The 14,646-nt window shown below is 52.1% G+C and carries 11 protein-coding genes, 4 pseudogenes and 1 riboswitch; of the genes and pseudogenes, 6 read left to right on the top strand and 9 right to left on the bottom strand.

Annotation, left to right across the window (positions count from 1 at the left end; all coding sequences use genetic code 11):
- Positions 1–4: 4 nt before the first annotated feature.
- Positions 5–466 carry a helix-turn-helix domain-containing protein gene (locus tag BM427_RS16075; protein WP_175539142.1) on the bottom strand — a complete coding sequence of 154 codons (462 nt, stop codon included), beginning with the start codon at positions 464–466 and terminating at the stop codon, positions 5–7.
- A gap of 440 nt (positions 467–906) precedes the next feature.
- Between BM427_RS16075 and trhP the strand changes: the two genes are divergently transcribed.
- Together trhP and yegS are read left to right on the top strand one after the other, a co-directional pair.
- Positions 907–2,268 (top strand): prephenate-dependent tRNA uridine(34) hydroxylase TrhP, encoded by a 1,362-nt coding sequence (gene trhP / locus BM427_RS16070; protein WP_090123177.1) that lies wholly within the window; start codon positions 907–909, stop codon positions 2,266–2,268.
- 252 nt (positions 2,269–2,520) lie between these two features.
- Positions 2,521–3,420: a lipid kinase YegS gene (yegS, locus tag BM427_RS16065; RefSeq protein WP_090123175.1), complete on the top strand. Its 900-nt coding sequence runs from the start codon at positions 2,521–2,523 to the stop codon at positions 3,418–3,420.
- Positions 3,421–3,504: 84 nt separating this feature from the next.
- On the opposite strand, the gene fbaB is transcribed toward yegS, so the two are convergent.
- From fbaB to thiM, 3 genes are all read right to left on the bottom strand, one after another.
- Positions 3,505–4,557 carry a class I fructose-bisphosphate aldolase gene (fbaB, locus tag BM427_RS16060; RefSeq protein ID WP_090123173.1) on the bottom strand — a complete coding sequence of 351 codons (1,053 nt, stop codon included), beginning with the start codon at positions 4,555–4,557 and terminating at the stop codon, positions 3,505–3,507.
- Between the two features lie 150 nt (positions 4,558–4,707).
- Positions 4,708–5,508, bottom strand: a complete 801-nt coding sequence (gene thiD / locus BM427_RS16055; RefSeq protein WP_090123171.1) for a bifunctional hydroxymethylpyrimidine kinase/phosphomethylpyrimidine kinase — start codon at positions 5,506–5,508, stop codon at positions 4,708–4,710.
- Positions 5,505–6,293, bottom strand: a complete 789-nt coding sequence (gene thiM, locus BM427_RS16050) for a hydroxyethylthiazole kinase (protein ID WP_090123169.1) — start codon at positions 6,291–6,293, stop codon at positions 5,505–5,507. Before thiM ends, thiD begins: the two co-directional genes overlap by 4 nt.
- A gap of 37 nt (positions 6,294–6,330) precedes the next feature.
- Positions 6,331–6,427: riboswitch (TPP riboswitch) on the bottom strand.
- Positions 6,428–6,940: 513 nt separating this feature from the next.
- Here thiM and BM427_RS26095 point away from each other — a divergent pair.
- Positions 6,941–7,054, top strand: a pseudogene (locus tag BM427_RS26095) (hypothetical protein); the annotation flags it as partial.
- A 41-nt stretch (positions 7,055–7,095) separates the two neighbouring features.
- On the opposite strand, the pseudogene BM427_RS16045 reads toward BM427_RS26095, so the two are convergent.
- Positions 7,096–7,275: pseudogene (locus BM427_RS16045) on the bottom strand (amino acid ABC transporter ATP-binding protein); the annotation flags it as partial.
- Between the two features lie 246 nt (positions 7,276–7,521).
- Between BM427_RS16045 and BM427_RS16040 the strand changes: the two are divergent.
- Positions 7,522–8,220: pseudogene (locus BM427_RS16040) on the top strand (DUF4225 domain-containing protein).
- Here BM427_RS16040 and BM427_RS16035 read toward each other — a convergent pair.
- From BM427_RS16035 to BM427_RS16025, 3 genes and pseudogenes are all read right to left on the bottom strand, one after another.
- Positions 8,217–8,531, bottom strand: coding sequence for a hypothetical protein (locus BM427_RS16035; RefSeq protein WP_090123167.1), 315 nt, complete (start codon positions 8,529–8,531; stop codon positions 8,217–8,219). The pseudogene BM427_RS16040 and the gene BM427_RS16035 overlap by 4 nt on opposite strands.
- A gap of 146 nt (positions 8,532–8,677) precedes the next feature.
- Positions 8,678–8,975, bottom strand: a pseudogene (locus BM427_RS26090) (integrase); the annotation flags it as partial.
- 399 nt (positions 8,976–9,374) lie between these two features.
- Entirely contained in the window at positions 9,375–10,913 is a 1,539-nt protein-coding gene (locus tag BM427_RS16025) for a methyl-accepting chemotaxis protein (protein ID WP_090123165.1), read from the bottom strand.
- 571 nt (positions 10,914–11,484) lie between these two features.
- Between BM427_RS16025 and BM427_RS16020 the strand changes: the two genes are divergently transcribed.
- Complete coding sequence (locus BM427_RS16020) at positions 11,485–12,468, top strand: radical SAM/SPASM domain-containing protein (RefSeq protein ID WP_167518569.1); 984 nt, start codon at positions 11,485–11,487, stop codon at positions 12,466–12,468.
- Positions 12,469–12,502: 34 nt separating this feature from the next.
- Positions 12,503–13,345, top strand: coding sequence for a class I SAM-dependent methyltransferase (locus BM427_RS16015; protein ID WP_244316565.1), 843 nt, complete (start codon positions 12,503–12,505; stop codon positions 13,343–13,345).
- Positions 13,346–13,390: 45 nt separating this feature from the next.
- Here the strand turns inward: BM427_RS16015 and BM427_RS16010 are convergent, their stop codons facing one another.
- A complete protein-coding gene (locus BM427_RS16010; protein ID WP_090123159.1) occupies positions 13,391–14,464 on the bottom strand; it encodes a LacI family DNA-binding transcriptional regulator in 1,074 nt (357 codons plus the stop codon).
- Positions 14,465–14,646: the final 182 nt, after the last annotated feature.

Raw genomic sequence — 14,646 nt, 5'->3', positions numbered from 1 at the left:
TATCTTATTTACGCAACAACCGCTGTAAGCGCTGTTTGCGCCAGCGTGCGATCGGCTCAGCGAAGGCAAAGAGCCGCAAACCCCTCACCAGCAGCAATCCGCCCCAAATCGCCGCCACCCACAGTGACCACAGCGATTGTGGTGCGGTACTGCGATTAAGGAAATAGAGCAGCACGCAGACGATAACTGCGGTGACAAGCGATCGCCAGAAGCTGCTTTCAGCATCGACCTTTTCCCGTGCGGCTGTGATGCGCTGATCCAGCGCTTCTTCCCCCACCTCCGCCTGCCCGGACAACTCAGTAACGCTGACGCCAAATACCGCCGCTAACGCACTCAGCGTCTCCAGCGAAGGTTGATCGCCATTTTCAATTCGCTGTACCGTTCTGACACTCAACGCGGCCATCTCTGCAAGCTGTTCCTGCGACCAGGCGTGGGCCAGACGGAACGCTTTAACTTTATTGCTCATGATATTTCTCCACAGGAAACCGGCTTGCAGTGTCGCTGAACCACGCCGACGGCAACACGATCGTTACCCGACAGCAACCCGACAGCGCCCCGACAGCGCCCCGACAGCGCCCCGACAGCGCCCTGCGCCGAGTATAAACCGGTCGGGCGCAATGCTGTAATCCTCTGTATCCTTGTGGGGCGCTTCAGTAATATCAAAACAAGAATAACGGGGAAGGAGGGTGAGAAAATACGACTATGGCGTACTGATGTGGCTGTTGGCTGCGTTCAATATTGAGACAAAAATAACCAACGAGGAAATAGCCGCCGACAGCGAGTGAACTCACGCACAGGTTTACTCCCCCGGCGCGCGGCGCTACAATTCCCGCCCTAAATTTAGGGGAACTCCCCCGCCGTCTCACCTGCTGAGGCGATCTGACCTGTCATCAGAACGAGAAAATCATGTTTAAACCGGAACTCCTGTCCCCGGCGGGAACGCTGAAAAATATGCGTTACGCCTTCGCTTACGGCGCGGACGCCGTTTACGCTGGCCAGCCGCGCTACTCGCTGCGCGTGCGCAATAACGAATTCAACCACGAAAACCTGCAAATCGGCATCAATGAAGCCCACGCGCAGGGCAAAAAATTCTACGTGGTGGTGAATATCGCGCCGCATAACGCCAAGCTGAAAACATTCATCCGTGACCTGAAACCGGTGGTGGACATGGGGCCGGATGCGCTGATTATGTCCGATCCGGGGCTTATTATGATGGTGCGGGAAAACTTCCCACAGATGCCGATTCACCTCTCCGTGCAGGCGAACGCGGTCAACTGGGCAACGGTGAAATTCTGGCAGCAGATGGGGCTGACGCGCGTGATCCTCTCCCGCGAACTGTCGCTGGAAGAAATCGCCGAAATTCGCAGCCAGGTGCCGGAAATGGAGATCGAAATCTTCGTGCACGGCGCACTTTGCATGGCTTACTCAGGCCGCTGCCTGCTTTCAGGCTATATCAACAAGCGCGATCCAAACCAGGGCACTTGTACCAACGCCTGCCGCTGGGAATATAACGTTCAGGAAGGCAAAGAAGACGCTATCGGCAATATCGTACATGTTCACGACCCCATTCCGGTGCAGAACATCGAACCTACGCTGGGCGTCGGCGCGCCGACCGATAAAGTCTTTATGATTGAGGAAGCGCAGCGTCCAGGCGAGTACATGACCGCCTTCGAGGACGAGCACGGTACCTACATCATGAACTCGAAAGATCTGCGGGCAATTGCTCACGTTGAGCGACTGACGCAGATGGGTGTGCACTCGCTGAAAATCGAAGGCCGTACCAAATCATTTTACTACTGTGCTCGTACTGCGCAGGTTTACCGCAAAGCGATTGACGATGCCGCAGCGGGTAAACCGTTCGACACCTCGCTGCTGGAAACGCTGGAAGGGCTGGCACATCGCGGTTACACCGAAGGTTTTCTGCGCCGCCATACGCACGATGATTACCAGAACTATGACTATGGCTATTCGGTGTCAGAGCGCCAGCAGTTTGTCGGCGAATTCACCGGCGAGCGTAAAGGCAATCTGGCTGCCGTCGCGGTGAAAAATAAGTTTTCGGTCGGCGACAGCCTGGAACTGATGACGCCGCAGGGCAATGTTAATTTTACGCTTGAGCAGATGGAAAACGCCAAAGGCGAAGCGATGCCGGTCGCGCCAGGCGATGGTTATACTGTCTGGTTGCCGGTTCCGCAGGATATGGCGCTGGAATATGCGCTTCTGATGCGCAATTTCACCGGACAGTCGACGCGAAATCCTCACGCGAAGTAATTTTTAGCAGGGTTATTTTTACGGCTGGAAAAATCTTAGAATCGGATCACATACCTCTTTGGTCATTATGGGTATTATCCATTTCGCTGAAAAACATAACCCATAAATGCTAGCTGTACCAGGAACCACCTCCTTAGCCTGCGTAATCTCCCTTACGCAGGCTGATTTTTTTTACGCTTTTTTCCGCTTTTTTTACCCCCTTCCCGCTCGTGAGATACACTTTCTTTATTGCATGCAATAAGGACGAAAAAAGTGGGCAAAATTCCTGGAAGCTTATTGGTTCTAAACGGTAAAAGCGCTGGAGACGAAACGCTGCGCGAAGCCGTCGCTCGGCTGCGTGAGGAGGGTATGGATATTCAGGTGCGCGTCACCTGGGAAAAAGGCGATGCCGGGCGCTACGTTAAGGAAGCACAGCGGCTTGGCGTAGAGACAGTGATCGCTGGCGGTGGTGATGGCACCATCAACGAGGTGGCAACCGCGCTGGTGGACTGCACGGGCGATAACATTCCGGCGCTCGGTATTTTGCCGCTCGGCACCGCCAATGATTTCGCGACCAGCGCGGGGATCCCCGAGGCGTTGGATAAAGCGTTACAGCTGGCCATCGTGGGTAAAGCGGCGGCTATCGATATCGCCCGCGTCAACGATAAAACCTGTTTTATTAATATGGCAACCGGTGGTTTTGGTACCCGCATCACCACGGAAACGCCGGAAAAACTGAAGGCTGCGCTGGGCGGAGTTTCTTATCTGATCCACGGGCTGCTGCGGCTGGATAAGCTAAAGGCCGATCGCTGCGAAATTCGCGGTGAGGATTTTCAGTGGCAAGGCGATGCGCTGGTGATTGGCATTGGTAACGGTCGCCAGGCGGGCGGCGGACAGCAGCTTTGCCCACAGGCGCTGATTAACGATGGCTTATTGCATCTGCGTATTTTTACCGGCGAAGAGCTGTTACCCGCGCTGTTAACCACCCTGACGCAGCCGGATGATAACCCGCATATTATCGATGGCAAATCGGCATGGTTAGAGATCATCGCCCCGCATGAAATCACATTTAACCTCGACGGTGAACCGCTGAGCGGCCAGCATTTCCGCATTGAAGTGTTGCCCAATGCATTACAGTGCCGGTTACCGCCGGATTGCCCGTTATTGCGTTAACCGCTTAAAAATGCCTTCATCCACAGAACGAGGCCAAAAACGCAATACCTCTCCCCCGAAGAGGAGAGGATGTGACGAAAGTCGTTATGCGATAGTCACTTTCTGATCGAGATAGACATCCTGCACGGCGTTAATCAGTTTCACGCCGTCAGCCATGGTCTTCTTGAACGCCTTACGACCAAGGATTAACCCCATGCCGCCCGCGCGTTTATTGATAACCGCCGTACGGACGGCATCGGTCAGATCGGTGTCGCCGCCGGCAGCGCCGCCGGAGTTGATAAGCCCCGCGCGCCCCATATAGCAGTTCGCCAGTTGATAGCGCACCAGATCAATCGGGTTATCGCTGGTCAGTTTGCTGTAGACACGTTCATCGGTATAACCGAAATTAACCGCTTTATAGCCGCCGTTATTTTCCGCCATTTTCTGTTTCACGATGTCCGCACCGATGGTGGCAGCAATATGGTTCGCCTGGCCGGTCAAATCCGCCGAAACATGGTAATCCACGCCATCTTTCTTGAAGGCAGAGTTGCGCAGATAAGCCCACAGTACGGTCACCAGCCCCAGTTCATGAGCGCGTTCAAAGGCGGCCGAGATCTCTTCAATCTGGCGGCGGGATTCCAGCGATCCAAAATAGACAGTCGCGCCGACGGCCACGGCCCCCATATTGAATGCCTGCTCAACGCTGGCATACAGCGTCTGGTCATATTCCGTCGGGTAGCTGAGGGTTTCGTTGTGGTTGAGCTTAACGAGGAAGGGAATGCGGTGCGCGTAGCGGCGGGAAACAGAGGCCAGCACGCCGTAGGTGGAAGCAACGCAGTTACACCCGGCTTCAATCGCCAGCTCCACGATATTCTTCGGATCGAAATAGAGCGGATTCGCGGCAAAGGATGCGCCCGCCGAGTGCTCGATCCCCTGGTCAACCGGCAGAATGGACAGATACCCGGTGCCCGCCAGTCGCCCGTGGTTATACAGCGTCTGCATGTTACGCAGCACCGCAGGGGGACGGTTGTTATCGACCATCACGCGATCGACGTAATCGCCACCCGGCAGATAGAGTTGGTCAGCGGGGATGGTCATACAGCGGTGTTGCAGAAGGCTGTCGGCGTCTTTGCCGAGTAACTGCACAATATCAGTCATAGCTATGCTCCCGTAAGCTTCGCGCAAAGCGAATTGGATTATCCCGACCTGCCTTACGGCAGGCAGAAATAAGCCTGGTACTCATGCGCGATATTTTCCACTACAGCCTTTTTTTTCAGCATAATCTGCTGGCACGTTTCGGATCCTGGTTTACCACCACTGATGGAAATGGTGTACCGGCCCGATCCCGCTGCCGACTTCCAGCGAATCCGCCTGCGCCAGCGCGGCTGTCAGCCACTGTTTAGCTTCTGCGACCGTCGACGCCCAGTCGTTATGGCGTGGGCGCAGCGCAGCCAGAGCGGCAGAGAGTGTGCAGCCTGTGCCGTGGGTATTTTTCGTTGCCACGCGCGGTGCGGTAAAGCGTTGCGCGCCTTCATGGGTGAAGAGCCAGTCCGGGCTTTCGGCATCATCCAGATGGCCGCCTTTCATCAGCACCGCCTCGCAGCCGAGCGCCAGTAGTGCTTCGCCCTGCGCATGCATCTCCTGCTCATTGCGGGCATGTGGCGCGCCAAGCAGCGCAGCGGCCTCCGGCAAATTGGGCGTAATAAGTGAAACCTGCGGCAATAAATGCTGACGCAATGCCGATACGGCGGAGGGCGACAGCAGCGGGTCGCCACTCTTGGCGAGCATGACCGTATCCAGCACCACATTGCGGACCTGATAGCGGCGCAGGCGCTCTGCCACTGCCTCGACAATATCTGTTTCCGCCAGCATGCCGATTTTGGTGGTATCAATACGCACATCGCTGAGCACCGAGTCGAGCTGCGCAGCGACAAAATCCGGTTGGATACGGTATACCGACTGCACACCGTGCGTGTTTTGCGCCACCAGCGCGGTGATCACTGAACAGCCGTAAGCACCGAGCGCCGAAAAGGTTTTTAAATCTGCCTGAATTCCCGCGCCACCGCTCGGATCAGTACCGGCGATAGTCAATGCATTGATTCGCCTCATAACGAATCCTCTCCACCCAGAGTGTAGAGCGCGTCGAGAAAAGCGGGCGTAAAGCTGCCCGGCCCGTTGCTGTTCGCTACCGCCAGGCTACCCGCCAGCCCGAGCCAGGCGCAGGCAGCGGCCACATTCGCCAGGCGATCGCCTTGTAGCGCACAACTGGCGGCGACCACGGCGGATAACGCGCAACCGGTGCCAACAACACGCGTCATCAGTACATCGCCCCCCGTGACCATCAGTGTACGACTGCCATCAGTGATATAGTCCACTTCGCCGGTAACGGCCACCACCGCGCCGGTTTGTCGCGCCAGCGCCTGCGCCGCAGGCAACGCATTGCTGGCAGTATCGGTGGTATCCACGCCGCGACCGCCTGCACTCACTCCAGCAAGTGCCAGAATTTCCGAGGCATTGCCACGGATCGCCGCCGGATGCAGGGCAAGCAGTTGCTGACAAAATTGCGTACGGAAAGAGAGTACGCCGACGGCAACGGGATCGAGCGTCCAGGGTTTGCCAGCTGCATTTGCGCTTTCAGCGGCCGCAAGCATCGCGTCGGCCCGCTCGCGGGTTAAGGTACCCACGTTAATCAACAGCGCATCAGCAATCGCGCTGAATTGCTGCGCCTCGTCACGATCAATCACCATGGCCGGCGACGCGCCAAGCGCCAGCAGCACATTGGCGGTAAAGGTTTGTACAACGTCGTTGGTCATACAGTGAACAAGTGGAGAATGGCGGCGGAATTGTTGTAAAGCATGTGCAGTTTGCGCACGATCGAGCAGGTCAGGTTGCATGGTTTCGCTCCTGCCAGGCCGTGGAAGAAGTGATAGCCCGACAGGCATCTGACTTCCCTACGCTGGCATTATCCAGATCAGGTGGTACGGGTATTTCTCAGCCTTCACAAGGAAGGGCACCCCGAGTCATTTAAAACAAATTCAATTACTTGCGACTAACGCTCTCATTAATCTCTGTTCAGGATAGTAATGCCAGCAGGAAGTCTTGTAAACGGTAAAAGCGGCCCTTTTGGGCCATGTGTGACAGGATGGAGAACAGTCTCTGAAGATGGTTTTACTTTATGTACTGGCATTCCTGCCGTTAGCCGCTCACGCAGGTCGTATTACTCATGCAACCGAGTAAACAGAGACGCCAAGGGGATGCTGTGCCGCTACTCAAATTCTATCGACGATTTTGTTTACAAAAAGAACAGCAAGTGCTGCCCCAATGTGAAGTCGTTCGATACAGAGGACAGTGAAAAGTAAAAGGGGTGCATAATCCGCCCCTTTCAGTAACAACTTTCCATGTACATCCATGAATATCCCTATGATTTATATCGATTTACCTATTTAGAATACCCCCAGACAATCGGACACGGGAAAGATTTTTCACGGGAAAGTTCTGAAATAACAATAACCTTGGTGCACATACTTATTCCCAACCCTTCAAGCACTTCGCGAAGGATGTCGCGGCGCAGCACCGTGTCCAGTTCCAGACGCCCGACGCTGATGCCGTGGCCCTGTCTGGAAATTTCTCAAGGAAGCGGAGAACTGCGTGTTGATATATCTCCCACCTGGCGGTGAAACGAGTACAGCAACGTCATCAATTCAGTAAATCGCTAAGGAAACGTCGTACGCGCGGATACTGTGGCGCGCTAAAGAATTGCTCCGGCGTTGTCCTTTACAGAATTTGCCCCTGATCCATAAACCAGATGGTATCGGCCACATCGCGGGCACAATGCATTTCATGAGTCACACACATCATCGTCATGCCCTCCCGGGCTTCTTCAACCAGCTCAACCAATTTTATTAATATCCATAGGTGTTTCTGTGGCTCAGTGCTGAATATAGCGCAGGGCAACGACGTTAATACGCTATGTAGAGAAGTGGTTATAGCAAAGCGCAGCGATAAACTGGACATACAGAGATCATGTCGAAGACGTATTCCAGACCATCGACTATAGAGCGAAAACGATGAAAATAATATATTGGACGTAAAACAACCAGAGACATTTGTGAAGGAAGCATTATGGATATCGCGCTGCTTAACAGGGGTTGGAATAGAACCTGGTCAGATACGATGGTCAATCTGGAAGCCCGAAAGGTCGTCGAGCTAAAACCGATGAAGAATGCATTGTATGCATCAAAAATTTGCGTGCTGAAACAGACAATCTGCTTGAGCAAGAGCGCCTGTTAAAAACCAAGTCCGCACAGCTTTATGCAAAGGTCGAGTTTGTTAAGGAAAATAATAAAATCGTCGGGTACGTGATTTCAGCTATTCACATTGTGGTCTCTGGAATGGCAATTGCTGGCGGTGCGTTGATGGTTGCTACGATGACACCTTTAGGTATGCTGGCAGAAGCTATCCTTGTAACGGATGGCATTAACGGTCTGTCAAAAGAAATCATTCCTGGTATATATGGAAAACAATATAAAACAGAGGGATTTGTGGCTGATGGAACTATGGAAGCGGCCCAATTTATGGGCTTCAAGCCTGAAACTGGTCTAGCGATTTATAATCGCTGTTACGTTAAGTGCAAATGTATATAGCATCTTTGGATTAGCTAGAAGACCCGAAGCATGGAGGCTGTTTAAATGGATGCCCCGTGATTTCTATCGTAAGGTCGATACAATGAGCCGTCCAAAATTAACAATGAAAATAGTAGGTTATGGACTTAAGGCCAAAGTAATATTTGACTTGCTTTCTACTGACACATCGAACCATTAGCCTCTGAATTTTCTCCTGAACCGCCAGGATTTGTAAGAAAGGACTGGCGGCTGAATAAATGCAACGATGACTATTGCGATCAGAATTGATATCCCACCCCCCACTACGATTTCTTTCGCAGAAAACAACACTAAAATGATAAAAACCATCAGACATGCCGATGTTATCCATAAAACAACCCTGAATCGATTAGCCAGATCCTGAATCGCTTCCCCCAACGTTCCACCATAGCTTTCAATGTTGTTTTTTATCTTCTGCAAATCCGATGGTGTAAACCCAGAACGTAACAAAGCTTCATCAGTAACTTTCATATCGTCCTTTATCTCTGATCTCTGAAAAGATGTTTCCCAATCACTGATTGTGCAAGCAATAATACTGATGAACTTTACAGCAATCCAGCCGAAACTTTGCGGCAGACTCTACCGCCCCTTTCCTTAGCCCAGGTAGTGCCAAGACGTTACGACCAATCCAACCCATCTATCACATAACAAATTGCGCGTAACGGAAAGGTATGCAAATAGTGCCTGGTAATACCTGAACCGCTTTTCTCATGCCCAACCACCTGTTGCAAGTGCGCCAGATTGCCAACCCAACCAGCTAACTAAATAGGTTGAAATCATGGTATGCCGGAAGCTATGCACCAATCGCCGCGGCCCATAATCATCAAGGTACGGGATACCAAGTTGATCACGTACATCAGCCAAGACCTTGCCGATCTTCGGCATGTTCTTACCAGATACGGGCGAAAAGATTTTCAATGAATAACAGCCAGACTACGCTGGCATTATCCAGATCAGGTAATACGGGTATCTCTCATCTCTCAGCCTTCACACAGAAGGGCATCCGAGTCATTAAAAAAAATTCAACTCGTTGCGACTGATATTCTCATTAATCCCTGTTCAGGATCAGGCAAGCGGGAAGACAAAGAGACAACCCTCAGACGAATTCCCCAGGGCAAACACCGGGCGTCAGGTTAAGCAATGCCGGTTTCGGGCAGCGAATACGGCCATGTGAACCGAGATTGTTTAAAGCATATAACAGGCCTGCAAGTACAAATCCGGATTGTTTGATCGTTATCCAGCCGGTTGCTGAAGAAATCGCCCTGCCACAAAAATATCAGGCAGGCCGAAGCCTGCCTGGTACCGTTTCCGTCATCAGTTAAGCTTGAAGACGGCCACGGCCTGTTTAAGTAGTTGTGACTGCTCTTTCAGCGAATGTGCCGCGGCAGAAGCTTCCTCAACAAGTGCCGCGTTCTGCTGGGTAACGGAATCCATTTGCGCGACAGCAATATTGATCTGCTCAATACCACGGCTTTGCTCATTGGTGGAGAGATCAATTTCAGACATCAGTTCGGACACTTGTTTAACGGAAGCGATAATACGCTTCATGCTTTCGCCTGCGCGCTCCACTCTTTCGCTGCCAAGCTGAACCTGATTGCTGGACTGCTCAATCAACTCCTTAATCTCTTTCGCAGCAACCGACGAACGCTGCGCCAGGTTGCGGACTTCGCTGGCGACAACGGCAAAACCACGTCCCTGCTCTCCGGCACGGGCTGCCTCAACGGCCGCGTTAAGCGCCAGGATATTCGTCTGGAAAGCAATATCTTCAATCAGGCCAATAATTGTGTCGATTTTGCCGGAACTGCTTTCAATTTCCTTCATTGAAAGCACCGCTTCTTCAACGATGGTATTGCCCTCTTGTGCGGAGTTGCGCATGTTACCAGCAAGCTGGTTAGCCTGATTGGTATTTTCTGAGGTGTGTTTCACCGTGGAGGTTAATTGTTCCATGCTGGCGGCTGTTTCGCCAAGGGATGCGGCCTGGGACTCTGTTCGTGCCGAGAGATCCATATTTCCGGCTGCAATCTCTTCGGCTGCATGGGCCACGCTTTCGCTTGAATGACGAACCTGCGCAATGATATCCACCAGGGAAAGACGCATCTGCTCCAGCGAGCTGAGCAGTACACCGATTTCGTCTTTCGAGCGCGATATCACCGGGCTATGCAGTTCACCGGCAGCCATCTGCTGGCAATGAAGCCGGGCAGCATCAAGGGGAGAAAGAACACGACGCCGTATCAGGACAAACATGGCGATGATAATCAGCGTAAACAGCAAAGCAAAGACAACAATAGTGACCACACTGTTGGTAAAACGGCTCTGCGCTTCATTGTTAAGGCGCTGCGCGTTTTTCTCACGAAACGCCAGCAAATTATCCAGCGTGATTTCGAACTGACGATCGAGTACCGGGATCGTATCGCTGACCAGTTGATTAAAGCGCGTGCTGTCATTACGGCTCGCGGCATCCATCAACGGTTTCAGACCGTCATTGACATAAACATGCCAGGCATTGTTATAGGGAACGGAAAACTGTTCTTCACCGGCAATATGTGAAGCCGCCTGATAGGCGTCAAAAGCGGCAGAAGCTTTCTGCATCACTTCTTGCGCTTTCTCAAGTGATGCCCGGACTTTCTCGCTGTCGCCAAGGCTGGCGTTAATCATCGCTTCCATCAGCCTGACCCGTAATGTACGGCTGTGGTTGATCGGATCGATCACGGATAACACCACGCGAATTTCTTTGTTCACACTGTCCAGCGACTGGTTACTGCGCGTAAGTGACCAAAGGTTAGAGGTAGAACTGATGAGGAATATACAGAGTAAAAGACTGAAAATAAGAAAAGAAAACCGTCGTAATGACATATTTGTACCCTTAAATAAGATATCGACACAACTATTGGCCTCACAAAAAAACGGTGCGGCCTGTGACGATTATCGGCACAAAAGAACGGATATTTAGGTTAAGGGTAAGAAGATAATTGCGAACAACGCTGACACAAAACTATTGTCGTGAGCAAGGAGAAGAGATCTCTGAAGTAACGCTTTGCTGGCATTCAAAAAAGAAGGCTCACACCGCCGCCTCTCTACCCGAATCCCGTCAGTTCCATTCCTGATCTCCCTGATTTGACGGGCAGCGATCCCTTGTCGCCTAAGCGCAGAAAAGGCTTATGAACACACGTTTGTTACACCCTTAACCTCTGTCCCCCCAACGCTAAACTGCCTGCAGCCTACTACAAGTGAGTCACGCCGCCTGTCTCCTAAAGGAAATTAATTATCCAGTGGCGGACTCAGGTTTTCAGCCTGCTAGCCGATATCATTACACGGCGTCTGGTAGTTCGTCGGCATGATGCCGAAATATATAAAATAATATCAATGCATTACAAAACTCAAAGCACGAGTTCTACTAACATGCGGTTGCGGCAGGAGAATGTACATGAATTATTTTGAGCAGATCAGCTTTGCATCAGATGAGAGCATCAAGAACCTGCTAGACAGCCGACGCAGCGAGACGCTGACCACGGAGCAAAAACAGATCATGTTTAAGCGTCACGTGGAAATCATTAACCTGGAGTTGTCGTATAACTGCAACCGTAAGTGCGATTACTGCCCGGTGAGTTTCTCTAACCGCCAGGCGCTTCAGCGTTATATGGATGCGGCCGCACTGGAGAAGATCTGCGCCGAACTGGCATCGATTCGCTACGAAAACCGCATCTCTTTGAATCTCTATAACGAGCCGCTGCTGGATTTAGATCTGGAGCGCAAAATCACCCTCATCAAAGATGCGCTGCCTTATAGCCATATCGCCTTTAATAGCAACGGGGATTTTCTCGATATCGAACGTCTGGTTTCGCTCTCTGACAGCGGGTTAAACAATATCTGTGTCACGCTGCATCCCTCTTCAAATGTTACACAAACCCCTGCCGCGATCCGCCGCCGGGTAACCAAACTGCTGGATAAGCTGGAGTGCGGCGATAAGTACCCGGATTTCAGCATCGACGACGTGGTCAACTCGACGTCGATTTTATTCCGCCATCGCGGCGTGCAAATCAAGATCCAGTGGCCAGACTGGCGCAAATATGGCACCAACCGGGCGGGCGTGTTAGCCGATCATGCCGCGTCGGCAACCATTCGCACCAGCCCCTGCGTCAAACCGTTTCGCGAATTCACCATCTTTTACGATGGTACAGTACAGCCGTGTTGTGAAAGCTTTTTAGATGACAAAACCAACCTCGCACCGGCGGGCAACGTGGCGACATCATCCATTTTTGATATTTACGCGTCAAAAACCCTCAGCGGTTTCCGCCGCGGGCTGTTTGATTTCGGACTGAAGCAAGGCATTTGCGCCTCCTGTGCGGTTGCGGACTACACGCCCCAGCAAGACGACGCCGAGCGTAAACGTATTTTGCAGTCATTGTGAATAAGCGCCTAACCGCACTCAGGTGATAATGAAAATGAACAACGTAGAACAATTTATTTTAGCGGAAGCAGATTATTTCCATCCGATGCTGGAACGCGCGCAGCAGTCCACGCTGGAGCAGAGAGAAAACTGGCGTCGCGAAACCATTCGCGAGCGTCAGGAACGCATGTCATTAGAGGTCTTCGACCTGTTGCAGGGTACCGTGAAATATGGCCCGTTCAAAGGATTACATCTCGATCGCGACACCTGGTGGGGAAAACTCGATCTCGGCTCCCAGTGCCTGGGACTGTACGAAAAGGAGATCCTGAATCTGATCGAGGCAACAGAAGCTGGCCGCTTCTCAACCTTTATCGACATTGGTGCTGCAGATGGCTACTACGCCATCGGTATGCTGGTTTCGGGCAAGATTGGTAAGACCATCTGCTTTGAGCAAACGGAAAAAGGCCGCAGCGTCATTGCGGAAAACTGGAAAAAGAACCACTCGGTCGGCGAGCTGACCATACTCGGCGAAGCGAATGCCACCAGTTTTGCCAGCCTGCGCGCGCAAGATCTGGATAACGCGCTGGTGCTGGTCGACATCGAAGGCTTCGAGTTTGAATTGCTGACCGACGAGGTATTAAATCTGCTTAAATCCTGCACGGTGATCATTGAAATTCACCACTGGATGGACGATTTCCTCACCAAATACAACGCCTTTTTGCGCAATGCTGCGCAGTACTTCGAGCTTGAGACCATACAGCGCGTTGAACGCGAAACCAGTAACCTGCCTGAACTGCGCGACTTTACCGACGACAACCGCCTGTTGCTCACCTCTGAACGCCGCCCTGGCATGATGCGTTTTCTAAAACTGACGCCCAAAGCACAGTCGTTACTGTAAACCGAAGCGCTACTGGCACAATGCCGGTGGCGCTTCGTGTATTTTTTATTTCCACAATTTATGCGCAATAGCCTGCAATTGCTGGGAGATCTCCTGCAAATTGGTCCCCTGTTCCTGCAACTCGCCGGTTGAATGGCGCACAATGAGCCTTGCAGGCAGTACTGACGAGCTGCGCGCGGCATCGCCGTGACCGCTGTCGAGCAGACGGCGCACTGCTTCTTTACCCTGCAAATCGAGATCCAGCGAGACGGTGGTCAGCGATGGATAGAAGAACGAACTTTCATAGGTGCCGTCGTAACCCACAACCGATTTTTCGCCGGGAATGGCAATCTGATGTTGATGGAAGGCACTCAATACGCCCAGCGCCATCTGATCGTTTCCTACCAGCACGGCGGTGAAATTCGGTGTTTCGCGCAGCATCTGTAATGCGCCAGCGTATCCGCTCTGTGCATCCCAGTTACCATGAAACACCGTGACCGGTTTCAGCCCATAGTTGCTGAGCGTATCGATCCAGCTTTTCAGCCGCAGTTTCGCTGACACCGACGATTCCGGCCCGGCCAGCAGCGCAATCTCACGGTGACCCAGCTCATACAGATGCTTAACGCTGGCGCGGGTGCCGTCTGCCGGGTTAAACGAAACGTTAAACACGGAACTGTACGGATCCACATCCAGAAACAAGCAGACGATGTCATCGTTGTCAGAGGCGATATGCTGTGCCTCTTCAGTTTCCAACGGCACGTTGATAATCACTTTATCGACCAGTTGCGATTTCAGTTCATTGATGGCGAATTGGATATCGTGATTGACGTTCTCATCGATCATCGAAATCAAGACCTGGTAGCCATCAAGGTTGGCGTAACGTTTCACTGCCGCCGCCACCTGAGAAGGGGCATGCAGCGCCAGCGAAGTGGTCACCAGACCGATGGTCTGGCTCTGCTTTCCCACTAACTGTTGCGCCAGCCTGTTCGGCACATAACGCAATAACTCTATGGATTTCTCCACTTTTAAACGCGTGGTTTCGGATACATTGGCAGATTTGTTGAGTACCCTGGACACGGTCTGGTAGGAGACACCCGCATGGCGGGCTACGTCTTCCAGCGTTGCACTTTTAGACTTCATGGTCCGGTTCCTTATGTTGTTATGCGCCAAGTGTAACAGGGGCTGCCTAAAAAAACGCTCACCACACATTCTCCTGCTTAAATTTCACCAAATAAGTATCACGCTCACAATATCCATAATTGTGAAGAAATTCGCCATTGGTAACAAAAAAGGCTGATTTATTTGCAGTTAATCACACATTC

The organism is Kosakonia arachidis (assembly GCF_900116535.1).
GTDB classification, from domain to species: domain Bacteria; phylum Pseudomonadota; class Gammaproteobacteria; order Enterobacterales; family Enterobacteriaceae; genus Kosakonia; species Kosakonia arachidis.
Note: the sequence above shows the minus strand (reverse complement) of the source record. Positions and strands in the feature narration are given on the sequence as shown.

What these genes read in the sequence shown, in the direction of transcription:
- BM427_RS16075 (WP_175539142.1), bottom strand. Translation starts at nt 466, where the DNA reads ATGAGCAATAAAGTTAAAGCGTTCCGTCTGGCCCACGCCTGGTCGCAG.
- trhP (WP_090123177.1), top strand. Translation starts at nt 907, where the DNA reads ATGTTTAAACCGGAACTCCTGTCCCCGGCGGGAACGCTGAAAAATATG.
- fbaB (WP_090123173.1), bottom strand. Translation starts at nt 4,557, where the DNA reads ATGACTGATATTGTGCAGTTACTCGGCAAAGACGCCGACAGCCTTCTG.
- thiD (WP_090123171.1), bottom strand. Translation starts at nt 5,508, where the DNA reads ATGAGGCGAATCAATGCATTGACTATCGCCGGTACTGATCCGAGCGGT.
- thiM (WP_090123169.1), bottom strand. Translation starts at nt 6,293, where the DNA reads ATGCAACCTGACCTGCTCGATCGTGCGCAAACTGCACATGCTTTACAA.
- BM427_RS16035 (WP_090123167.1), bottom strand. Translation starts at nt 8,531, where the DNA reads ATGAAAGTTACTGATGAAGCTTTGTTACGTTCTGGGTTTACACCATCG.
- BM427_RS16025 (WP_090123165.1), bottom strand. Translation starts at nt 10,913, where the DNA reads ATGTCATTACGACGGTTTTCTTTTCTTATTTTCAGTCTTTTACTCTGT.
- BM427_RS16020 (WP_167518569.1), top strand. Translation starts at nt 11,485, where the DNA reads ATGAATTATTTTGAGCAGATCAGCTTTGCATCAGATGAGAGCATCAAG.
- BM427_RS16015 (WP_244316565.1), top strand. Translation starts at nt 12,503, where the DNA reads ATGAACAACGTAGAACAATTTATTTTAGCGGAAGCAGATTATTTCCAT.
- BM427_RS16010 (WP_090123159.1), bottom strand. Translation starts at nt 14,464, where the DNA reads ATGAAGTCTAAAAGTGCAACGCTGGAAGACGTAGCCCGCCATGCGGGT.